Raw genomic sequence first — 21,989 nt, forward strand, 5'->3', positions numbered from 1 at the left:
GAGACAGCCTGTCTATCTTTGAGTATAGGCTGAATGTACCTCTGTTGTGTTAGCTATGTCGAGGCTTAGCGCGATCATCTGCGGCATATAGGCGGATGATTTGGATAACGGCATCAATCAAAAACTCGCATTCTTCATTGCTCATCGTTAGAGGCGGTAGAAGCCGAATCACCTTATCCGCTGTTACGTTCAAAAGTATGCCTTTTTCTTTGGCGATCGGCACTAAAGCGAAGCAAGGGTCAGACATTTCGATGCCGATCATGAGGCCTCGCCCCCGAACATCTGCAACATAATCCGCGCCTAGCAGCGCGTCTCGCAGCTCGTTTAAAATATGCTCTCCGAGAAGCTGCGCGCGCTGGATCAAATCAAGGCTCTGAGTTTGCTCTAGAACCGTCAAGGCGGCTTTGCTCGCTAATGGATTGCCTCCAAAAGTACTTCCATGACTTCCAGGTTTTAATACTTGGCTCGCTGCACCGCGAGCAAGGCAGGCGCCTACGGGAAAGCCATTACCTAAGCCTTTTGCAATTGTTACGATGTCAGGTGTTGCATCGGTATGTTGGTAGCTTAAGAAAGCACCTGTTCGTCCACAGCCTGATTGAATTTCATCGCAAATCATCAGCAAACTGTGCTCATCGCAAAGAGAGCGAATACCCTTCAGATACTCGTCACTTGCTTGAAAAATACCGGCTTCTCCTTGAATGGGCTCGAGCATAATAGCGACAAGGTCATCCCGAGAGCGACAGAGGTCTCTAAGTTGGCTCAAATCATTCAGTTCAACTTGAACGAAGCCTGACAAAAGCGGTTCGTAACCTTTCTGTACCTTAGGGTTGGCAGACGCGGAGATCGTCGCCATTGTTCGACCATGAAAAGCGCGTTTCATGGTTACAATAGTCGGAGTATTGATGTTGCGTTCATTGCCATATTTACGTGCAATTTTGATAGCCGCTTCGTTTGCCTCGGCGCCTGAATTACATAAAAAGGCATTATCCATATTCGTTAGAGAGCAAAGCTTTTCGGCTAGCTCTTGTTGAAGGGGGTTGTGGAACACGTTGGAGCAGTGAATAAGCCGAGACGCCTGATCTTTAATTGCTTTTGCGATCGCCGGATTAGAGTGCCCAAGGCCGCTAACCGCAACGCCTGTAAATGTGTCGAAATATTTGTTGCCGTCGGTATCAAATAACCAGCACCCGTCGCCGCTCTCGAATGAAACCGAAAGCTTTCCGTATGTGTTCATAATGGTTTGTTCAGTCATGCAGTGGGTACCTAGCGTATCTTTGCCGAGCAAGGCGTGATATTCCAAATGATGATAGAGAGTTTAGCAAAAGAGTGAGATTATACGGGCGGTTTTTAAAGTAATTCACCTTGGCGGGTGGTTTAGGACGAATAATGATCGAATCAGAAGCGGTAAGTGGGGTCGAGCTTGCCATTTTTTTGGGTAAACTAAACGCGGTCTGTGATGAAATGGGGTACGTGCTACAAAGAAGCGCATTTTCTCCAAATATAAAGGATCGCCTTGATTTTTCATGCGCAGTATTTGATCGAGAGGGCGCAATTCTTGCCCAGGCGGCACACATTCCGGTTCACTTGGGGAGTATGGCCTATGCCATGAGAAGCCTCGTCGCGCAATTCGATTGGCAACAGGGTGATATGGTCGTGGTGAATGATCCATTTCAAGGCGGGACACACTTGCCTGATGTGACCATGATTGCACCCATGTTTATCCATGGTGAGCTGAGCGGGTTCGTTGTTAATCGAGCCCATCATGCAAATATCGGTGCGAGTGCCCCAGGTTCAATGCCTTTAAGTTCTGCGCTTGAAGAGGAGGGCGTGATACTGCCGCCAAAGAAGCTTCTGGAGTCGGGTCAGCTTAATGAGGAGCTTGCGAGCCAGATACGAGGCATTGATCCCGAGTGTTCCGGTGCACTGCCAGAGGACTTTGTTGCCCAGATAAGCGCGAACAAAACCGGATTGATGCGCTTGGAGGCAATACTCGTTATTCAAGATGAGCCGATCGACTTTTTCGATCGGATGAATGCTGCGCTTCATCAATATGGCGCGCAGTTGATGAAGCGTTTGATTAGCCAAATTCCGGAGGGCGTAGCACATTTTGAAGATGTGCTTGATGGTGATGGTTTTCACGATAATCCGATTCGACTTAAGTTGCAGCTCCAACGGAGTGGAGAAGAGCTTCTATTTGACTTCAAGGGCAGCAGTGCGCAGGTAACGGGAAATCTCAATTGTCCTTTAAGTGTTTCCGCTGCATCAGTCTATTACGTTATTGCTTGCATGCTACCTGAGTATGCCCCTAAGTGTGACGGTGTGTTTCGCCATATAAGAATGAATGCGGTTCAAGGGTCTATTTTAAATGCGAATCCTGGATCAGCTGTCGCTGCCGGCAATGTAGAAACCAGTATGCGTGTGGTCGATTTGGTTCAGGGGGCCTTCGCCAAATTGGGACTTGATATGCCAGCCGCGTCACAAGGCACAATGAATAACATTGCAATGGGAAGTTCCGGTGGTGTGCATCGTCGAAGATGGGATTACTACGAAACACTTGGTGGTGGCATGGGGGCTCACGCTCATGGTGATGGTTTGGATGCAGTGCAATGCCACATGACCAATACGCTTAATACACCTGTCGAAAGTCTCGAACTGCATTATCCGTTGCGCATTGATCAGTATGGATTACGATGTCAATCTGGTGGCGCAGGTGAGAGGCGTGGCGGAGATGGTTTGAAGCGTTCTTACACCTTTTTGGAGCCGACGTCCGTTACTCTTTTAACCGACCGTCGTGTCTCGCGGCCATGGGGGATCAATGCTGCGTCTGGTAAATCAGGCGAAAATTACCTCAATGGCGTTCGTATTTCGTCAAAAAGAGCGCTTGAAGTTTTTGCTGGAGACACCATAACCATAGAAACACCTGGCGGTGGAGGTTGGTCGCCTGTTGAATAACTGGTAACATCCGTTTTAACTTTTCTGTGTAAAAAGGTAGTTTTTATGTCCATTATGGATGCAATAAAAGAGCAAATTGAAGAGAACTCCATCTTGTTGTATATGAAGGGGACTCCGCAGCAGCCGCAGTGCGGTTTTTCTGCTCGAACGGTCCAGGCCCTTATGGCTTGTGGTGAGCGATTCGCTTATATCAACATTCTTGATAACCCAGAGATTCGCGAGAATCTGAAAACATATTCGAATTGGCCTACTTTTCCGCAGCTTTACGTAAAGGGTGAGCTTGTCGGTGGTTGCGATATTGTTAGTGAAATGTATGAGTCTGGTGAATTGAAAGAGCTGGTAAGTTCTGCCGCAGAGTAGACTTATCTCTTAATAAAAAAGCCCGCATTTATTGCGGGTTTTTTTATTGTTTACAGATGAGCGAGCTGAGGTGTGCGGTCGCTCTGTTATCCTGTTCTCTTCTAAATTGTTTTCCGTCTTGATCTATTTATCCCAAGCTTCTTTTTGGGCGTTGTTTTGTAAGTGTGATCAGGTTCTTGTTTGTGAATAAAGCACGGTGTTTTGGGAGGTGTTCACGATCTCTCTGTGTCCGTGATCACATAAGCCTGTCTGCCCTTCAGTTAAGGTTACGCTCTGAAACAAAAGAACAATTATTAAAACAATAAGACTTGAAGACTGATCATGGACTGCCGAACGCGAAGAGATTTAAAAGGTATTTATCATCGTGAAATTTTTGGAAATTCGCACGCTCAAGTTACTGTTTGCTGCAGCTGTTTGTCTGCCAGCGACAGTGTTGGCTGAATTACAGCCAATATCTGACGAAGAGCTTAGCGAATTCTCTGGTCAGGCGGCAGTCGCTTTTGATGTTGAACAGCTTGGTTCAACGAGTTACACGCGCGTGACCCTTGGCATGGAAGCAGATGTTCAGATGAACATCGACACGCTAGAAGCTGGTCGATACGATAAAGCGGGCGAGGCATTGGCGGCAGATATCGATATTACCAATCTTGGTCTTGGTTCGATTTCTACGGACGCGTCTAAAATACAGCTTGATGGCAACACCTATGCCGTCAACGACATTATTCCCTTTGAGTTAAATGACCCTTACTTTGAACTAGCGCGAGATGATCAGGATGAGCTGATTGGATTTCGGATCGGTTTCGGTGAAGCGCGTGGTCAGTTATCTGGCGATTTCAACAGCCTGTCTGGAAACGTCGAAATGGAAATCGTCGATTATTTCGGTACGCAGTACGAATCCTCTATGCTGAATGCCAATGGTGATCTCGATAATTCGCGATCGACTTACATTGGCGTCGATAAAGCTTATACGGGTGGTACGACGGATTGCAGTATTGCTTGGTACTGCTATGACTTAGGGTCGTTCAAGACTTTGGATATTGGTCAAAGAAACAAGACGACAGGAGCCGTTGATTATACAGAAGATTTCTTTATCGGTTTTCAGAAGCAAGCGACGGAATGGATGACGTCAGATGGCTCTCTAAATGCTGATTTAGGTGCCTTTATTAATCTTCCCACAGCAATGCAAATCGACATGAATTCTGGTTTGAATACGGCCGGTAATGAGCGTGTTCGTTTGGAATACATTGATCGCGGTAACGGCTTGTTCTAGCCTCTTAATCTAGAGCCGAGTATCATGCCGCTTTTGGATATTTTGGCTCGACTTTATGCAGACCATCTTCTGGCACGATTACGAGACTTTCGGTGCTGACCCTCAACGAGATCGCCCCTGCCAGTTCGCTGGAATTCGAACAGATCTAGAACTCAATGTTATTGATGACCCGGTTACTTTCTACGCTAAGCCTACCGAAGACTATCTGCCGGCTGTTCAAGCGTGTTTGGTGACCGGCATAACTCCGCAGGAGGCTGCGCAGAAGGGCTGTTCTGAGGCAGAGTTCGCGGCGAGAATTCAGGCTCAGTTTACCGAGCCGGGGACGTGCGTTGCCGGCTACAATAGTGTTCGGTTTGACGACGAGGTCAGCCGCAATCTTTTTTATAGAAACTTCTTTGATCCCTACGAGCGCGAGTGGAAGAACGGCAATTCGCGATGGGATATTATCGACGTTGTGCGTCTCACATATGCGTTGCGCCCAGAGGGTATTGAGTGGCCGGTTGGGGATGACGGTAAGGTCTCTTTTCGTTTGGAGAAACTGACGGAGATGAATGGCATTGCGCATGAGGCGGCTCATGACGCGATGTCGGACGTGTATGCCACTATCGCGTTGGCGAAATTGATTAAAGATAAGCAGCCTAAACTTTATAAACATACTTTTGATTTGCGAACCAAGGCTGCTGTGAAATCGTTTTTCGAGCAAAATGGCGAGCAACCTTTTATTCATGTTTCTTCAAAGATACCTGTTGCGAAAGGCTGCTGTGCCATGATGTACCCTCTTATGCCGCACCCAACGAATCAAAATGCCATTATTTGTTTTGATCTTCGGCAGCATCCGAGCGTGCTGATGAATCATTCGGCAGACCAGTTGCGAGAGATGATTTATGCCAAGACTCAATTTGATGAGCTCGGCAGAGTATTGGCTGAGCGTCCGGCGATTAAGCTTGTTCATCTCAACAAGTGCCCTATGGTTGCTCCTGCAGCTATGATTAAGGTTATTCCAGAAGATCGATTGAAGGATTGGGACTTGGATCTCGAGGTGATGCGAGAGCACCTTAAACTGCTTCGCTCGTCAAAAGAGTCGGTGATGCACGTAAAAGAGGTGTTCGAGAGTGATCATGATTTTGCGACAATCACAGATCCAGACCTGATGATTTATAGTGGAGGTTTTTTTTCGCCAAAAGATAAGACAGAGTTGTCGCGTGTTCAGCGCCTCGATGCAAATGGTTTGGCGGACTATGCTACGTCCTTTGAGGATGCGCGATTGGACGAGATGTTGTTTCGATATAAGGCCAGAAGCTTTCCCGATTCACTAAGCTCGGACGAGCGCGAGAAGTGGCTTGCATACTGCCAAGCTCGATTGCTTGGTGCAGACCATGACTGTCGAAATTTTTCAGAATTTTCGAAAGAGCTCAAAGCTGCCGCTGCGCAGACGGAGCCTGGATCAAGAGCGTCACAAATTCTGGAGGAGTTACAACTCTATGCGGAGTCGATCTATCCATACTGATTAATGCAATCCTGTTTCGTTGTAGCTCATTGAGATGTAGTAAGTGAAGTCCTTATGAAAATCTTCTTCGGGAGGTCTGGGGTAAGGGCTAGCGTTATAAGCGGCGGTGATAGCTAGGGGTTCAATCTCAAGAGGGGTGCTTTTTTGAATAATCTTTGCAGACTTAATTGCGCCATTCTCGAACAGTCTAACCCGCAGTCGAAAATCAATTTGGGTTTCACCCTTTCTTTCCATAAAGCTATGAAACTGATCGTAAAGAGCGCCACTGAGTAGGTGGTTAAGTAGTGCCACTTCGTAGTCGCTCATGATCTGGCTTTCTTGTGTTGTTACCGCCTGAATTTGTTGCTGTTCTTTTAGGTCGCTTGAAAAGAGCTGCCTAACGGAAGATGTCTGCGCACGACTCCTAGTTGACTGTGCGTTGACCCTCGATTGGGTACGCTCACTTGCTAATCGATTTTCTGAAGTCTTAGCCTGATTTTTATCGGCTTTATTCGAGTTTTTTGCGGCGAAATTGCTATCGCTAACTGTTGTTAGATTCTTTGTTTTATGCGATTGCTCATGGGTTCTGGATTCTTTGCTTGCATTGCTTGGTTGGCTATCTGGAGCTACTACGAGTGTCACCGGAATGCTCTTCTTGACGGGATCTGGTGTTGGGGCGGGCCACAAGTTTAGGAGAGCGTACAAGACAATATGGGAGCAAATGGCGATGGAAAGCGCTAGAACTAAAGCGTGGTGATTCATGTCGGGTGAGCAGGTACTCTCAGTTAATGGCGTTTGATGTTTGCCATGACATGGCTCAGAGCTCGATCAACGAGTGCTCCTTTTTCTAAAAGTGTAATGCGTTTTTGCGTAAACGCGCGAACAAGCTCGTTACGGGGGAGCTCTAACGCGTGGAGGCCTAGACGGTCGACGAATACATAGGTGTCTGCCTCAGAAATTTGGCTGACTAGCTTATACCGCTTTTTTCCTTCCCAGGAGCCTTCAAGCTCTACCCATGACCCCGGGACAAGGCTAGATATCTGGAGATCGGCCACTGTTGAAGATGAGTTGCTTCTTGTCGGAGCTTCGCGAACAGCGCCTTTTGGAGCGGTCTTGGTTCGCTTAAAGCTCGCGGATTTTGGTGTTTGGTTGCTCAGGGAACTTTCTCGGAACAGTGTTGCTAGAGCTTTCCTGATTTGTTCAAGCAAGGTGTTCGACTTGCTTTGATCATAGGAAATTGTTTCTAAGCCTGCTCCTATCTGCTTTAGGAGTTTGGGGACGATGGAAACCCATTTTTGGCGATCAGCATCGCTATGGTGATTCTCTGCGCACCAGATAAGCTCTTCCGCGATACGGCGAGTGTTTTCCCAGTTGTGCTCGCTTGCATCTCGGAGAAACGCGAGGAACATGACCCGTCGCCAAGGGCCATTAAGTAGCTCCAGTATGCTTGGGGGAATCGCCTTGGTAGATGTTATATCGCTCAAGGTAGAGTCTATGAACTCTTGAGCGACTCTGCTTTTTATTCGGCCTTCTTCGGTCAGTTTTGTGCGCTGCTCAAGAAGGTGTCGCTTCTTCTCTTCGCGGTCGCACAAAAAGCGTAATTCATCATCGGCTTTCGCGAATAGCGCGCTGTTTTGCTCGTCAGAGCTACTGACCGTCAATACGATTTTTTTAATCGCTGCATATAGCGGCTGTTTTGTTGATTCTCCAGAGGGCGTCCAACCGATCGCTGCTTTAGCGAGGCGATCGAGGAAGGTTCGGGTAGGGTGCTGATGGTCGTAAAAAAAGTTTGGATCCTGCAAAACCGCTTTCAGAACAGGGATTTGAAGACGTCCAATCAGCGCCTGCATTTCAGGGGCAAGGTTTCTATCATCCAAAATGAATTCGAACAACATCGCCACGAGGTTGATGATATCAAGATCTTCTTCAGATACAGACTTCGATTTTGAGTGTTCTAAGGTGCTAGAAATGTTTTTCAAGAGCTCTGAAGAAGCCAGGGGCTTCATTTGATTGGCTGCTTCTAGCTGGCTTAATTGGGATGCTATTGTGTCTAGCGCGCTTAAAATTTCGCTTCTAGATGCTGATGGCCAAACCCCGTTTTCGCCATGACTCGCGCTATCAAGCTGAAAACCTGTTTTTGCTTTCGTTTGATGGTTTTGGCTTGGCTCTGAGGTGGTGCTTGATGAGCTTTGATTTGCGCGAATCGTTCTGTGATCAAGATCAGGCAGAATGTCCTGCTTTTGCAGGCACTCGTTCACGTCGCTCAGGGCGTTTGCTAAGCCTGAAAATACGTGTTTGTCGATGTACTTATAAACCAGTAGAAGCTCGGTTAGCTGGATATCAAGGGATTTGCAACTTTGGTGGATGATATCTGCCAGAGTGCTAGGGCTTAGAGGGTTTTGTTCTGGGCTCAGTGGAGAGCCAAGTATCGCTTCAAGTCTTGGGCCGAGCGTCAGCATCACATGTTGGGCGCTTTTCTGTGCCTTATTGCTCATCGTTTCAAGAGCAAGGCTCTCCTCGAGCGTGTTTGGGTCGACGAGCGCTAAGGTATCGCTTTGCTTATGCAAGCTTGAGCTTGCGGTGAGCGGCTTTTGGCTGAGTATTGCTCTTGACAGTTCGTCAATAATGTTCTGTTCAATCGATTTACGGCGAAGTCTTAGTTCTCGCATCGATTCAAAATATCGATTTTGCTCATTGTTGTTGCGAGCATTGTTCGCAAGGTCAAAAAATGCATCATCGATCGCATCAAAAGAGAGTCGCAAGCCTTCCTTCAGCGCGCCCAAGTAGGGTTTGGTAGCCGAATCAAAGTTGAAGGTTTTAGCCTCTGATAAAAGAGACTTGTTGCGATGTTCAGAAATGTTTGTTCCGCCTTATTAACCGGTATAAGGTGCCTTTACACTTCGCAAAGGAGTGTCACATAACGATACAACGAAGAATTTACGCTCATTGGGTGCTTTTGGCAACAAATGAAGGCCTCGAGATGGCTTTTGCTCGGTGAAATGGGGACTTGTTAACCTTTGTTTGCACGAACAGTCTTTATGAGACTCTCTTTTACTTGGCGTACTTCCAAGTGGTAACCGTTAATGCTGAGGCTTAGCGGCAGTTCGGGGATAAATTCGAGCTCCTCGATTATGAGGCCGTTAAGTGTTTTTGGGCCATCTGTTGGAAGACTCCAATTCAAAGTCTTGTTTATGGAGCGGATGGTTGTGGACCCGTCGATTAGATAGCTCCCATCTTCTTGTTTAGTAATGTCTGAGCCGCTTGAGGTTGAGTAATCGGTTGTGAATTCGCCAACAATTTCTTCGAGGATGTCTTCCATCGTTGCTAAGCCTAGAACGTCACCATACTCATCTACCACAATCCCAATACGCCGCTTTTCTTTTTGGAATTGCAGAAGTTGCTGGTTTAGGGGGGTGCTCTCGGGAATAAAATACGGCTCTCTGCAAACCTGCAAAAGGAGTGCCTTATTTGCTTCTTGAGCGGATATTACTCTTGTCATGTTTCTAAGGTGTAGGACACCGATGATGTTGTTTATATTGCCTTTATAAACAGGGACTCGTGTGTGTTGAGAGTCTTTTACTTGGTCTATGAGGTCATCCATGCTGTCGTCGATATTTAGTCCAATAATTTCACTCTTTGGTACCATGATGTCATTAACAGTCACCTTCTCAAGGTCTAGTATGCTGATAAGCATATCTTGGTGGGTGCGCGGAATCATGCCTTTTGCCTCGTGCACAAGTGTCTTTAGTTCCTCTCGACTAATGTGGCTTTCGCTTTGTTTGCTTGTATCAATTCCCAGCGCTTTTAATAGTCTGCTAGTAATCAAGTTCATGGACCACACCGCGGGATAAAGTAACTTGAGCAAAGGCGTGAGTACGTGAGAAGCGGCGAAAGCAATTCTTTCTGGGTGGTAGGCCGCGTATGTTTTTGGCGTTATTTCCGCAAATATAAGAATCACTAAAGTAAGCAGCGCTGTCGCAATGGCTATTCCTGCATCGCCCCAGAGGCGAATTGCGATAACAGTAGCAATCGATGATGCCAGTATATTAACGAAGTTGTTGCCAATTAGTATGACGCTGATCAATTGGTCAGTGCGTGCGAGCAGTTCGCTTGCTTTGCGAGCGCCTTGGTGTCCTTGCTTTCGCAAGTGCTTTAGCCGGTATTTGTTGAGCGAAAGCATTCCGGTTTCGGAGCTGGAGAAGAATCCCGACAATACGATAAGAAATGCTAACGAGCCAAAAAGCCAAGTAAGAGAGGTGTCGTCCACTTTAAATTGCGTCCTAGGGGGTTGGATAAACTAAAGAATCGTTTCTAGAACGAATTTGGTGCCAAAGAAGCCAAGCATTAGTGATGCTGTGGCCCAGAGAGTGAGAGAGGCTGCAAGGGCGCCTCTCCAGCCATATTTTCTTCTCCCGATCAAAAGTGCTGTGTAAAGGCTGAGCGCAACTAGTGAGAAAAATGTCTTGTGTGCTAAGTGTTGTGCGAACAGGTTATCTATGAACAAGAAACCTGCAAAAATTGCGGCTGCGAGCAGGATTGTTCCGGACTTTAAAAGATCGAATAGGATGCTTTCCATTACGAGCAGGGGGGGTAACTTGTCTACCCAGCTTTTTCGTTGATGTAATTTGAGCTGTTTGTTGCGATAGACCACCAGAATCGCTTGAATGGCAGCCAGCGATAATATGCAGTAGGCGAGAATGGACAGGGTGATATGGACAAGGATGCCAGAGTTAAATCGGGTGTCCGTGTAGGTCGGATCGGAAATTAAAAATGCTAGGGTGCTCGCGATTGCTGCCGGATAAACAAATAGCAGCATGCTTTGTACTGGGTATCGAAGAGAAATTAATAGGAGTAGAGATACGCCGATAGCGGTTACGAGTAAGGCGCTATTCACCAAAGTGAAGTAATCAATAGACTGTGTCTGCAGGTTGGTGGTCAGCAGCAAAACTTGAAGGCATGCGGCGACTAGGCCGCTTAACAGTGGAAGGGCGTTTTGCGTTCTATTGGCTTTCAGGCGAGTTGTAGCTTCGTAAACGGTGCCCAGTCCATACAGTCCGATGGAGATAAAGGCCAGTAAGGTTGCGTTCATTTAACCCTTTCGGTGAAACACTTTCGATTTAATTAATTGTGATAGGCGTTATAATGCGCTGTTTGCAACTACTTGGCAATAATCTTCAGAGCAATACGACATGTTTGAGAATCTTAGCGATAGGCTATCCGAAAGCCTCAAAAAAGTTACCGGTCAGGCAAAGCTGACTGAAGACAATATCAAAGGCACTCTGCGTGAGGTGCGAATGGCACTGCTTGAAGCAGATGTAGCGCTCCCCGTTGTAAAAGACTTTATAGAGCAAGTAAAGACGAGAGCTCTGGGTCAAGAGGTGATGAGGAGTCTCTCTCCCGGTCAAGAGTTTATTCGGATCGTCAATGATGAATTGACGGCCGTAATGGGTGCTCAGTCTGAAGGATTGATTCTTAATGCCCAGCCTCCCGCAGTGGTATTGATGGCGGGTTTACAGGGTGCGGGTAAAACCACCTCGGTAGCAAAGCTTTCTCGATATCTGTCCGAGCGTGAAAAGAAAAAGGTGATGGTCGTTAGCGCTGACGTATACCGTCCAGCTGCGATCAAGCAGCTTGAGACTCTTGCCGGGGAGGTGGGCGCGTCTTTTTTTCCGAGCTCCACCGATCAGAAGCCGATAGATATTGCGCAGGCGGCCATTGCTGAAGCAAAGCTCAAATTCATGGATGTCTTGATTATTGATACTGCAGGTCGTCTTGCAATTGATCAGGAGATGATGGGTGAGATTTCCGAGTTGCATCGCGCTGTTAATCCTGTTGAGACTCTGTTTGTCGTTGATTCGATGACTGGTCAAGATGCTGCCAATACAGCCAAGGCTTTTAACGATGCCTTGCCTTTGACCGGCGTGGTGCTCACCAAGGCTGATGGTGATGCTCGGGGTGGTGCGGCACTTTCTGTTCGTGCGATTACGGGTAAGCCAATCAAATTTATGGGTGTCGGCGAGAAAGTCGATGCGCTAGAGCCGTTCTATCCAGATAGGCTGGCTTCAAGAATTCTGGGAATGGGTGATGTTCTCAGTCTCATTGAGGATGCTGAGCGAAAGCTTGATAAGCAAAAGGCCGACAAGCTTACTAGGAAGATTAAAAAGGGTAAGTCGTTTGATCTTGAGGACTTTAGAGACCAGTTGCAGCAAATGAAAAACATGGGTGGGGTCGCAGGCCTACTAGATAAGCTGCCAGGTATGGGGCAGATGGCGCAGGCCGCGCAGTCCCAAGTTAATGATAAATCTTTGGGTCAGCTGGAAGCTATCATAAGCTCGATGACTGCAAAAGAGAGGCGTTATCCTGATGTTATTAATAATAGCCGCAAACGCCGCATCGCTACTGGCTCTGGTACGCAGATTCAGGATGTGAATCGTCTGCTTAAACAGCACAAGCAGATGGCTAAGATGATGAAAAAATTCTCCAAGAAAGGTGGCATGATGAATATGATGCGAGGCATGCAAGGAATGATGCCGCCGGGCGGCGGCGGTGGCGGTCCGTTTGGGCGTTTTTAGAGTTTGGGCATCGCTCAAAGTGAAAATCTAGGTAAAAAAGCATTTTAGTGTTTTCAATTTTAGGGAATTGCTTTAGAATACGCGCCCTTTCGAGTGCCCGTTGTTTTGTTTGGCGAAACATCGGGTGCTAATTAGTAAACTGTTTATCAGGATGTATTAGCAAACATGGTTAAAATCCGTTTATCACGTGGCGGCTCTAAGAAGCGCCCATTTTATCATTTGACAGTGGCTGACAGTCGTTCTTCTCGCGACGGTCGTTTTATTGAGCGTGTAGGTTTCTTTAACCCCATTGCTCGCGGCCAGGAAGAGCGCTTGCGTGTTGATTCTGATCGTATTGAATATTGGGTAGGTCAGGGCGCACAGATTTCAGATCGCGTTAAAAGCTTAATCAAAGACGCTTCAAAAGCTGCTTAATTGATTGAGGCCCTAAGGTGAGTGCATCAGCTGAAACCGTTATGGGCAAGGTGACATCTGTTTATGGTGTCAAAGGATGGGTTAAGGTTTTTTCTTACACTCAGCCTAAAGAGAATCTTTTAAAATACAAAACCTGGTCGCTGCGGAAAAATGGCAAAGATCAGGCGGTCAAGGTTCTCTCGTGCAAAGTGCACGGCAACGGTTTGGTGGCTCAGATTGATGGTTACAACGATAGGGATAAGGCAAAAAGTCTTACCGAGTCGTTTATAACGATTAGTGTTGATGAGTTGCCTGACTTGGATGGCGATGACTATTACTGGCATCAGTTGGAAGGCTTGAAAGTATTAACTGCTGCTGGTGAGTTGTTGGGGGTGGTGCATCATTTGATGGAAACCGGCTCTAACGATGTGCTCGTTGTTCGGAAATGTCCGGGAAGCTTGGATAGTAAAGAAAGGTTAATTCCCTATTTGCCAGACCAAGTAGTAACATCCGTCGACCTTGAAAAGCAAGAAATTCTGGTCGATTGGGATCCCGAGTTTTAGGTATATGTGGTTTGGGCTAGTTAGTCTATTTCCTGAAATGTTTGAACAATTCACTTCTGTGGGAGTGTTTGGGCGGGCAGTGAGCTCTGGTCTGGTAGAGGTTTCTGTGACAAACCCTAGAGACTTTGCGTTCGATAAGCATCGTGTTGTCGATGATCGCCCTTACGGCGGTGGGCCTGGAATGCTTATGAAGGTACAACCTCTTCGTGACGCCATCGAGTCTGCCAAGAGGGAGTTGAGAGACAGCAGAGGCATAGAGGGAAAAGTGATTTATCTCTCTCCACAGGGCCGTAAGTTAGATGATGCGCTTAGTCGCGATCTATCTCAGGAACAGGGCTTGATCTGTGTTTCGGGGCGTTATGAAGGAATTGATGAGCGAGTTATTGAGTCGCACATCGATTTAGAGGTGTCCATTGGGGATTATGTTCTCAGTGGTGGCGAAATAGCATCGATGGTTTTGATGGATGCTGTTGCGAGGCATGTGAAAGGTGTTTTGGGGCATTCCTCATCGGCAAACGAAGATTCGTTTGCGGACGGTTTGTTGGATTGTCCACACTATACTCGACCGGAGGTGTTAGATGGCCAGAAAGTGCCTGATGTGCTGCTCTCTGGTGATCATGAAAGAATTCGAAAGTGGCGCGTTAAGCAGTCACTTTGCAGAACGTACGAGCGACGACCAGACTTGCTCGACAAAAAAGATCTAACGCGAGAGCAAAAACAGCTTTTGGATGAGTTTTTAAAAGACGTGAATCGGTAAGTAAGGTTGCGATAACCTGACTTACTCTATTTTTGGAGTATAAAATGAGCAGCAAAAACAACATCATCAGCGCATTAGAAGCTGAGCAAATGACAGCGGATATTCCTGAGTTTGGCCCAGGCGATACCGTTGTAGTACAAGTGAAGGTTAAAGAGGGCAACCGCGAGCGTTTGCAGGCTTTTGAGGGTGTCGTGATTGCGAAGCGTAACCGTGGTCTTAACTCTTCGTTCACCGTTCGTAAGATTTCTTACGGAGTTGGTGTTGAGCGTACCTTCCAGACATTCAGTCAGCTTGTCGATAGCATTGCGGTCAAGCGACGTGGCGATGTTCGTCAGGCGAAGCTTTACTACTTGCGTGAGCTCAGTGGCAAGGCTGCGCGTATCAAAGAGAAGCTAGGTTAATCGCCCATTGATTAAAAAACCTCGACATTGTCGGGGTTTTTTTGTTTCAGGCTTCGCTTTACGATGACGCTAGGGTGTATTACTTACGGATTTGATTTTTGTGAGGCTTAATTGGTTACCGATTCTTCGATATTGATAAATCGTTTCGTTGGTATGCTGTGGCTAGAGCATGGTCTTAGCGAAAATACCCAGCAGGCCTATAGAAAAGATGTTGAGTTATTTGCAGGGTGGCTTGATACATCAGAAAGTAGTCATTTGCTTAGTGTGACGCCATCTACAGTTCAGTCTTATCTTGCCTATCGCATGCGCCAAGGGGCTAAGGCGACGTCGAGTGCCAGAACGCTTTCTAGTATCAAGCGATTCTATCGTTTTGCCAAGCGAGAGGGTTTGATTGAGTTAGATCCTAGTTCAAACATCGAAAGCCCAAGGCTTGGCCGTAAGCTCCCGCTAACGCTTACCGAGAGTGAGGTCGATTCATTGCTTCATGCACCTGATATGACGACCTCTATCGGGCAACGAGATTTTGCAATGATCGATTTGATGTATAGTTCTGGGCTTCGAGTCTCTGAATTAGTTACGCTTCGGACGTTTCAGTACGATGCTGATAAAGGTTTTGTGCGGGTAATAGGTAAAGGTTCTAAGGAGCGCCTCGTCCCAGTTGCGCTTGCGACATGCGCAACACTAGAGCGCTATTTGTTAGAGACGAGGCCGATTTTGTTGGTCGGAAATCAGGCCGAGGATATTATGTTCCCAAGCTCTCGAGCGAAAGCGATGACCCGACAAACTTTTTGGCACCGAATCAAGGTGTATGCAAAACAGCTTGGAATAAGCGCTAAATTAAGTCCTCACACGCTCAGACATGCTTTTGCAACACACTTGGTAAATAATGGTGCGGATTTAAGAGTTGTTCAGATGTTGCTTGGTCATAGCAGCTTGTCAACAACACAAATTTACACGTATGTGGCACAAGAGCGCATGCAATCATTACATGCGGCATATCATCCGAGGGCTTAGCGGAACTTTGATGACGAATTGGCGTCATAAAACTATATTCATTTAGAGAAGGGTTTTTGATGAGGTTTTTCAGCATTATATCGGTAGTGGGGTTGTTCTTGTGGTCGGCGCTGTCTTCTGCAGAGCAAGCTAATATTGAAAAAGCGCTCGCGGCCGCTGTTCCGCAACTGAGCGTATCGGCTGTGAGTGAGAGCGAGATACCGGGCTTGTACCGTGTTACAGATCAGCGTGGGCAGGTTATATTTGCCAGTGCTGACGGTGCATATTTTATAACTGGTGAGTTGTATAGCACTGTCGGTGGAGCTTTAGTTAATTTAAGTGAGAAGGAGCGTCAAGGGCAACGTTTGGATGAATTGGCCAGCCTGAAAGATGGTGACAAAATAACCTTTCCTGCCAAAGGCGAAGAAAAGGCTCACGTAACAGTATTCACTGATATCGACTGCGGTTATTGTCGTAAGCTGCATGGAGAAGTGCCGCGTATGAATGAGCTTGGTATTTCAGTCAGTTATTTGGCATTTCCGCGTGCTGGAGTGGGTAGCCCTTCATACGATAAGCTCGTAAATGTTTGGTGTTCCGATGATCGTCTTGACGCGATGACACAGGCCAAAGCTGGCAAAGTTGTTCCTAAGAAGAGCTGTGAGAACCCAGTAGCTGCTGAGTATAGCCTTGGCAATAAGCTTGGCGTTACGGGTACGCCCGCAATAGTCTTAAGCGATGGAGCCTTAGTGCCAGGGTATGTTCCCGCTGAGCAGCTTGCGCAGGGTTTAGGCCTTGTTAACTAGTTGCTAAGTGGGCTGCATTTTTTGGCAGCTCAAGAGCTTTACTGGTTCAAACTCTGATGAATTTCCGGTCTTCAAGTTCGTGACTTGATTCTTTTTGTTGGCGTTAGCCGTTATACTGTCGCCCCTTTTTTATGGGCTGTTCTGTATAGCGGTTGACGCTTTTTGCGAGGTGTGTATTTTGAAAACTCTTAGGTTGGGCATTTGCGGTCTTGGTACTGTTGCGAGTGGTGTTGTTAATGTTCTAAACCGAAATCGAGATCTTATTACATCTCGCGCAGGCTGTTCCATTGAGATCGTGCAGATTGCATCACGCCGAAAAAAGGATAATTGCGATTTAACCGGAATCGACTTTACGACCGACCTTGATGCGGTAGTAAATAATCCTGATATTGATGTTGTGCTTGAGCTAATTGGCGGCTACGAGACAGCAAGAACTGTGGTCGAGAGCGCTCTAAAAGCCGGTAAACACGTAGTGACTGCTAATAAAGCGCTGATTGCAGAGCATGGTAATGAGTTGTTTGCTCTTGCTCGAGAGAACGGTGTCTCTATTGGTTACGAAGCCGGTGTTGCCGGAGGTATCCCCGTTATAAAGGCTCTACGGGAAGGTTTAACCGCAAACGCTATCACTAGTCTGGCCGGTATTATTAATGGTACGGGTAACTTCATTCTTACCGAGATGAAAGACAAAGGTCGCGCGTTTGAAGACGTTTTAGCTGAGGCGCAAGCGCTTGGATACGCTGAGGCCGACCCTACATTTGATGTTGAAGGTATTGATGCGGCGCATAAACTTACTATTTTGGCTTCGTGTGCCTTTGGCATGCCTTTGCAGTTTGATAAAACGTTTACTGAAGGGATAAGTAATCTTTCAACTTTTGATGTTAAGCATGCAGCGGAACTTGGCTATGTGATAAAGCATTTGGGCATTGCTTGTAAGCGAGAGAATGGTGTCGAGGTGCGAGTCCATCCTACCTTGGTTGCGGATGATGAGTTAATTGCTCGCGTTGATGGAGTAATGAATGCAGTGCTCGTTAATGGCGATGCAGTAGGTAAAACTCTTTATTACGGAGCGGGTGCAGGTTCTGAAGCAACTGCATCGGCAGTGCTTGCTGATGTTATTGATATTGCCCGGGAGTATGCCAGCGGTGTTGCCGGGGTTGTTCCTTCTCTGGCGTTTACTGATGAGCTTTTAAATGACCTGCCAGTGCTTCCTATCGACGAAGCGGTGTGTCCGTTTTACTTACGGATTATGGTTGATGACTCACCAGGCACTCTCGCGAAAATTTCTTCCGTAATGAGTGAGCATGGTATCAATATTGAGTCCGTTGCTCAGAACGAAGCCGAGCAGGTCGGTGATGTGATTCCTTTAATTATAATGACTCATGAGGTTAGTGAATCGCTTATGAATAAGGCTATTTCGGCCATTGAGGCGTTGGAATCCACACAAGGCAGCATCGTAAAAATCCGTGTCGCACAGTTTTAAAACTCAAGGTTTAGGTAACGAACGTGAAATATATTAGTACCCGCGGTAACGCACCCGCACTCGAATTTGAAGATGTTTTGCTAGCAGGTTTGGCGTCTGACGGAGGGCTTTATGTTCCAGAAACGCTACCAAGGTTTACTCAAGAGCAAATCGCTTCTTGGCGCGGACTGCCGTATACCGATTTGGCGTTTAATGTTATGTATCCTTTTGTTGAGGGCGCAATCCCCGAAGATGACTTTAAAACGATGGTCGATGAAACCTATAAGGTATTCGAGCATCCTGCTATTGCACCTCTTGTTCAAATCGACACCAACGAATGGGTTATGGAGCTTTTTCGTGGCCCGACTCTCGCATTTAAGGACTTTGCGCTTCAGTTACTAGGGCGATTACTTGATTACGTACTAAAGCGTCGTAACGAGCGCGTTGTCATTATGGGGGCGACATCAGGGGATACGGGCTCTGCTGCAATAGAGGGTTGCAGGCACTGCGATAACGTAGATATCTTTATATTGCACCCATTTGAGCGTGTTTCAGACGTTCAGCGTAAGCAAATGACAACCGTTTTTGCAGACAATGTTTTCAATATTGCCGTAGAGGGTAATTTTGATGATTGTCAAAATATGGTTAAGCAGAGTTTTGCTGACCAATCCTTCCTGGAAGGTACTCGCCTTGTTGCGGTGAACTCAATCAACTGGGCTCGAATCATGGCTCAGATCGTTTATTACTTCAGTGCTTCTTTGGCTCTCGGTGGTCCATCTCGCAGTATTTCTTTTTCGGTTCCTACTGGCAACTTTGGAGATATATTTGCTGGTTATCTGGCAAGAAACATGGGATTGCCCATCAATCAGCTTGTCGTGGCAACGAACCGCAATGATATTCTGCATCGTTGTATTAGCAAGAATCGCTATGAGCTGGAACCTCTTCATAAAACGTTGTCGCCGAGTATGGATATTATGGTCTCGAGTAACTTTGAGCGCCTGTTGTTCGATTTGTACGGCCGAGACGGTAAAGCGATCTCTGAACTGATGGAAAAATGGAAGGCTGAGTCTGGTTCTATTGAGGATAGTCGTTGGAAGACTGCTCGTGATTTATTTGATAGTTGGGCGTCTGATGATGAGCAAACGTGTGCGACTATTAAAGATGTGTACGAGACGACGGAGTATTTGCTTGATCCTCATACGGCGATCGGCGTTGATGCGGCCTGCAATACGCGAAGAGATCCCTCGATACCCATGGTTACGCTTGGCACGGCGCATCCTGTGAAGTTTCCAGAGGCTGTTGAGCGAGCGGACGTCGGAGTTTCTCCAGCGTTGCCGCATCATATGGCGGACCTATTTGATAGAGACGAGCGCTACGAGGTGCTCGCGAATGATCTGGAGACGGTTCAAGCGCATGTCGCAGCCCATAGACGTAAGTAAATTCTTCTTGCGGCTGTTGTCTTAAAGGCTCAGTCGCTTCGCTTTTGGTAAGGGTCTGGCATCATGGCTAAAAAGATACTCTCGAGACCTATCCCAGAGGATATTCCCCATTTTACTGGTCTTCCGGCGTTTTTGTCGCGTATTTATGCCTCCCGTGGTGTTAAGTCAGAGAATGAGCTACAACTTAACTTGTCACGTCTCGCAGATTTAACAAGTCTTAAGGGGCTTGATTCCGCTGTAAACCTACTCGTAACAGCCCTAACATCTGGTCAAAAAATTACGATTATTGGTGATTTCGACGCTGATGGTGCAACCAGTAGCACGCTTGCGGTAGAGGCGTTAACTGCGATGGGGGCAAAGGACTGCGGTTACCTTGTACCCGATCGTTTTAAATTCGGTTATGGGCTAACGCCTGAGATCGTTGAGCTGGCGGGCCAGAATAGTCCCGATATTCTCCTTACTGTTGATAATGGTATTTCGAGTTTCGAGGGGGTGGCCCGTGCGCACGAATTAGGGATGAAAGTGATTGTCACGGATCATCACCTTCCAGGGGATTCGCTCCCCGATGCGGACGCCATCGTCAATCCTGCTCAGCCAGAATGTGAGTTTCCAAGTAAAGCCTTGGCCGGCGTAGGTGTTATTTTTTATGTGATGTCTGCATTACGTGCGCGCCTTCGTGAGTCGGAATGGTTCTCAAAACAGTCGATTAAAGAGCCTAACATGGCTGATTACCTTGATTTGGTTGCTCTCGGTACAGTCGCTGACTTGGTCCCACTAGATTTTAACAATCGGATTTTGGTTGAGCAGGGTATTCGACGAATGCGAGCAGGGCGCGCGCGCCCGGGCATCTCTGCCTTATTTGAGGTGGCCGGTAGAGAGATTAAAAACGCTGTTGCGAGCGATTTAGGCTTTGCCATTGGGCCTCGGTTGAACGCAGCGGGTCGCTTGGATGACATGGCTACTGGGATTGAATGTTTGCGTTCGAGAGATCTCCTTGATGCAAGACAGCGCGCGCAGAGCCTAAACGCCCTCAACCAAGAACGTAAACATATTGAAGATGAAATGCGACGCGATGCTGAGGCGGCGTTGTCGGAAATCGAGCAGTCAGAAGAGCATTCTACGAGCATGTCCGTAGTGTTGTATGAGCCTCATTGGCATCAAGGCGTGATTGGCATACTCGCATCTCGAATTAAAGAGCGGTTAAACCGCCCAGCCATCGCCTTTGCGCCAGAATCGGATGACCCAGAGAATATTCATATATTGAAAGGATCTGCGCGTTCGATTTCCGGTTTGCATATGCGTGATGCGCTAGACCTAGTTGCCAAACGACACCCGAAGATCCTAAAGAAGTTTGGCGGGCACGCAATGGCGGCGGGAATGAGTTTGGAGCGCGATATGCTTGATGCGTTCAAAGCTGCTTTTAATCAAGTAGTGAGTGAATTGCTGAAGCCCGAAGACTTAGAGGCGATCGCATTCTCTGATGGCTATCTGCAGAGCGAAGAATTAAGCCTGCCAATGGTGGAGTTGCTCGAACGAGCAGGCCCTTGGGGCCAAAAGTTCCCAGAGCCGAGATTTGATGCGGAAGTCCGGATCGTTCAAAGTCGCGTTTTAAAGGAGAGGCACCTTAAGTTGGTTGTTGAAATGCCGGACAAGCAGCTAATGGATGCCATCGAGTTTTCTAGTCCACATTGCGGTGGGACTCTGGATAAAGCAAAAATCCTTTTCCGACCAGCCATTAATGATTATCGTGGTCGTCGCTCAGTCCAGTTGCTTGTCGATCAAATAGAGCCGTTATAGCCCCCGCGATTTATCGGGTTAATTAACGTTTATCGCGTTATCGTTCATTGATGAATGCGAGGCGACGTTTGAAACAGAGAGCAACGGGTTCGCGTTGCCTTGCAATTCATATATCTGTTTACTGCGCGCAATCTCATCAGCACTCGGTGGGTCTATCTTATTCCACGCTTCAAGTACGGCAGGGCTGCCGATAACGGGCAGGTTGTAGGTTTGATGCATATAGAAAATAACGCGAGCAATATCCCCGCGCACGGCTGCAGGAGGCTCAATAATGTGCATCATGCGTTTTATGCCGCAGTCGTTTGCTTCAATATCTGAATCAAGAGCACCAAAGACAGTGTTTGTGCGCTTCATTTCAAAGTAAGAGTCGGCAGGTACCACATTGTGAAGATCTGAGGCGATTCGGTTGTATTCAGCACTGTCTCTAAGGCATTGGCGTTTGGTGCCGCAACCTAGGTGTTGCCTTATGCTTCCTTGTGGGTAAATGTAGCTGGCTGCAATTAAGGGGTTTTTTTTACTGAATGACTTCTTGCAGTAAAACGTTTGGCCCCCTTTTTTATAAAGATTTCCCCAAAATTGGTTAGATATCGCATCCTTGGCAGAAGGAGGGGTAGCGCATGCGGTCGAAGAGATAAACGCGCCCAAGAATAAAGCCCAAAGAAGCTTTGGTCGACTGGATACTCGTTCCCTGAGCAGCGAACTCCTAATGGAAATTGCTATGCTCATATTTGCACCTTATAAATT

20 protein-coding genes are annotated in these 21,989 nt (G+C 47.1%); 14 read left to right on the forward strand and 6 right to left on the reverse strand.

Annotated features, from left to right (window positions below):
* Positions 1 to 49: 49 nt before the first annotated feature.
* Positions 50 to 1,252 carry an aspartate aminotransferase family protein gene (locus A3750_RS14445; RefSeq protein ID WP_068451950.1) on the reverse strand — a complete coding sequence of 401 codons (1,203 nt, stop codon included), beginning with the start codon at positions 1,250 to 1,252 and terminating at the stop codon, positions 50 to 52.
* Positions 1,253 to 1,386: 134 nt separating this feature from the next.
* Here A3750_RS14445 and A3750_RS14450 point away from each other — a divergent pair, with 134 nt between their 5' ends.
* From A3750_RS14450 to sbcB, 4 genes are all read left to right on the forward strand, one after another.
* Positions 1,387 to 2,952, forward strand: coding sequence for a hydantoinase B/oxoprolinase family protein (locus A3750_RS14450; protein WP_068451952.1), 1,566 nt, complete (start codon positions 1,387 to 1,389; stop codon positions 2,950 to 2,952).
* Positions 2,953 to 2,997: 45 nt separating this feature from the next.
* Positions 2,998 to 3,312: a Grx4 family monothiol glutaredoxin gene (gene grxD / locus A3750_RS14455; protein WP_068451955.1), complete on the forward strand. Its 315-nt coding sequence runs from the start codon at positions 2,998 to 3,000 to the stop codon at positions 3,310 to 3,312.
* A 364-nt stretch (positions 3,313 to 3,676) separates the two neighbouring features.
* Positions 3,677 to 4,582, forward strand: coding sequence for a DUF6160 family protein (locus A3750_RS14460; protein ID WP_082863218.1), 906 nt, complete (start codon positions 3,677 to 3,679; stop codon positions 4,580 to 4,582).
* A gap of 55 nt (positions 4,583 to 4,637) precedes the next feature.
* Positions 4,638 to 6,089, forward strand: coding sequence for an exodeoxyribonuclease I (gene sbcB, locus A3750_RS14465; protein ID WP_068520233.1), 1,452 nt, complete (start codon positions 4,638 to 4,640; stop codon positions 6,087 to 6,089).
* Here sbcB and A3750_RS14470 read toward each other — a convergent pair whose 3' ends face one another.
* The 4 genes from A3750_RS14470 to A3750_RS14485 form a co-directional block, all read right to left on the reverse strand.
* Positions 6,090 to 6,710 (reverse strand): hypothetical protein, encoded by a 621-nt coding sequence (locus tag A3750_RS14470; RefSeq protein WP_068559519.1) that lies wholly within the window; start codon positions 6,708 to 6,710, stop codon positions 6,090 to 6,092. It lies immediately after the preceding gene.
* A gap of 143 nt (positions 6,711 to 6,853) precedes the next feature.
* A complete protein-coding gene (locus A3750_RS14475) occupies positions 6,854 to 8,851 on the reverse strand; it encodes a DUF1631 family protein (protein WP_068520235.1) in 1,998 nt (665 codons plus the stop codon).
* A gap of 227 nt (positions 8,852 to 9,078) precedes the next feature.
* Entirely contained in the window at positions 9,079 to 10,335 is a 1,257-nt protein-coding gene (locus A3750_RS14480; RefSeq protein WP_068456271.1) for an HlyC/CorC family transporter, read from the reverse strand.
* 30 nt (positions 10,336 to 10,365) lie between these two features.
* On the reverse strand, positions 10,366 to 11,157 hold the full coding sequence (locus A3750_RS14485) for an inner membrane protein YpjD (RefSeq protein WP_068456268.1): 792 nt from the start codon (positions 11,155 to 11,157) through the stop codon (positions 10,366 to 10,368).
* 100 nt (positions 11,158 to 11,257) lie between these two features.
* On the opposite strand from A3750_RS14485, the gene ffh reads away from it, so the two are divergent.
* The 10 genes from ffh (at position 11,258) to recJ (ending at position 21,245) form a co-directional block, all read left to right on the forward strand.
* Positions 11,258 to 12,640 (forward strand): signal recognition particle protein, encoded by a 1,383-nt coding sequence (ffh, locus tag A3750_RS14490; RefSeq protein ID WP_068456265.1) that lies wholly within the window; start codon positions 11,258 to 11,260, stop codon positions 12,638 to 12,640.
* A gap of 165 nt (positions 12,641 to 12,805) precedes the next feature.
* Positions 12,806 to 13,054 (forward strand): 30S ribosomal protein S16, encoded by a 249-nt coding sequence (gene rpsP, locus A3750_RS14495; RefSeq protein ID WP_068456262.1) that lies wholly within the window; start codon positions 12,806 to 12,808, stop codon positions 13,052 to 13,054.
* 17 nt (positions 13,055 to 13,071) lie between these two features.
* Entirely contained in the window at positions 13,072 to 13,596 is a 525-nt protein-coding gene (gene rimM / locus A3750_RS14500) for a ribosome maturation factor RimM (RefSeq protein WP_231871833.1), read from the forward strand.
* Positions 13,597 to 13,600: 4 nt separating this feature from the next.
* Entirely contained in the window at positions 13,601 to 14,353 is a 753-nt protein-coding gene (gene trmD / locus A3750_RS14505; RefSeq protein ID WP_068456259.1) for a tRNA (guanosine(37)-N1)-methyltransferase TrmD, read from the forward strand.
* A 44-nt stretch (positions 14,354 to 14,397) separates the two neighbouring features.
* Complete coding sequence (gene rplS / locus A3750_RS14510) at positions 14,398 to 14,754, forward strand: 50S ribosomal protein L19 (RefSeq protein WP_068456256.1); 357 nt, start codon at positions 14,398 to 14,400, stop codon at positions 14,752 to 14,754.
* Positions 14,755 to 14,865: 111 nt separating this feature from the next.
* Positions 14,866 to 15,768 (forward strand): site-specific tyrosine recombinase XerD, encoded by a 903-nt coding sequence (gene xerD / locus A3750_RS14515; RefSeq protein ID WP_082863216.1) that lies wholly within the window; start codon positions 14,866 to 14,868, stop codon positions 15,766 to 15,768.
* Positions 15,769 to 15,827: 59 nt separating this feature from the next.
* Entirely contained in the window at positions 15,828 to 16,550 is a 723-nt protein-coding gene (locus tag A3750_RS14520; protein ID WP_068456250.1) for a DsbC family protein, read from the forward strand.
* Between the two features lie 178 nt (positions 16,551 to 16,728).
* On the forward strand, positions 16,729 to 18,030 hold the full coding sequence (locus A3750_RS14525; RefSeq protein WP_068456288.1) for a homoserine dehydrogenase: 1,302 nt from the start codon (positions 16,729 to 16,731) through the stop codon (positions 18,028 to 18,030).
* Positions 18,031 to 18,053: 23 nt separating this feature from the next.
* A complete protein-coding gene (gene thrC, locus A3750_RS14530) occupies positions 18,054 to 19,448 on the forward strand; it encodes a threonine synthase (protein WP_068520236.1) in 1,395 nt (464 codons plus the stop codon).
* 63 nt (positions 19,449 to 19,511) lie between these two features.
* Positions 19,512 to 21,245: a single-stranded-DNA-specific exonuclease RecJ gene (gene recJ, locus A3750_RS14535; RefSeq protein WP_068464328.1), complete on the forward strand. Its 1,734-nt coding sequence runs from the start codon at positions 19,512 to 19,514 to the stop codon at positions 21,243 to 21,245.
* An 18-nt stretch (positions 21,246 to 21,263) separates the two neighbouring features.
* Here recJ and A3750_RS14540 read toward each other — a convergent pair whose 3' ends face one another.
* Complete coding sequence (locus A3750_RS14540; protein ID WP_068451945.1) at positions 21,264 to 21,971, reverse strand: endonuclease; 708 nt, start codon at positions 21,969 to 21,971, stop codon at positions 21,264 to 21,266.
* Between the last annotated feature and the right edge of the window lie 18 nt (positions 21,972 to 21,989).

The sequence above is a fragment of the Oleiphilus sp. HI0079 genome (assembly GCF_001635105.1).

Bases quoted from the DNA above. Each gene is read 5' to 3' on its own strand.
- ffh (WP_068456265.1), top strand. From the start codon at position 11,258: ATGTTTGAGAATCTTAGCGATAGGCTATCCGAAAGCCTCAAAAAAGTT.
- A3750_RS14540 (WP_068451945.1), bottom strand. From the start codon at position 21,971: ATGAGCATAGCAATTTCCATTAGGAGTTCGCTGCTCAGGGAACGAGTA.
- recJ (WP_068464328.1), top strand. From the start codon at position 19,512: ATGGCTAAAAAGATACTCTCGAGACCTATCCCAGAGGATATTCCCCAT.
- A3750_RS14445 (WP_068451950.1), bottom strand. From the start codon at position 1,252: ATGACTGAACAAACCATTATGAACACATACGGAAAGCTTTCGGTTTCA.
- A3750_RS14520 (WP_068456250.1), top strand. From the start codon at position 15,828: ATGAGGTTTTTCAGCATTATATCGGTAGTGGGGTTGTTCTTGTGGTCG.
- grxD (WP_068451955.1), top strand. From the start codon at position 2,998: ATGTCCATTATGGATGCAATAAAAGAGCAAATTGAAGAGAACTCCATC.
- sbcB (WP_068520233.1), top strand. From the start codon at position 4,638: ATGCAGACCATCTTCTGGCACGATTACGAGACTTTCGGTGCTGACCCT.
- A3750_RS14485 (WP_068456268.1), bottom strand. From the start codon at position 11,157: ATGAACGCAACCTTACTGGCCTTTATCTCCATCGGACTGTATGGACTG.
- rpsP (WP_068456262.1), top strand. From the start codon at position 12,806: ATGGTTAAAATCCGTTTATCACGTGGCGGCTCTAAGAAGCGCCCATTT.
- A3750_RS14450 (WP_068451952.1), top strand. From the start codon at position 1,387: ATGATCGAATCAGAAGCGGTAAGTGGGGTCGAGCTTGCCATTTTTTTG.
- rplS (WP_068456256.1), top strand. From the start codon at position 14,398: ATGAGCAGCAAAAACAACATCATCAGCGCATTAGAAGCTGAGCAAATG.
- trmD (WP_068456259.1), top strand. From the start codon at position 13,601: ATGTGGTTTGGGCTAGTTAGTCTATTTCCTGAAATGTTTGAACAATTC.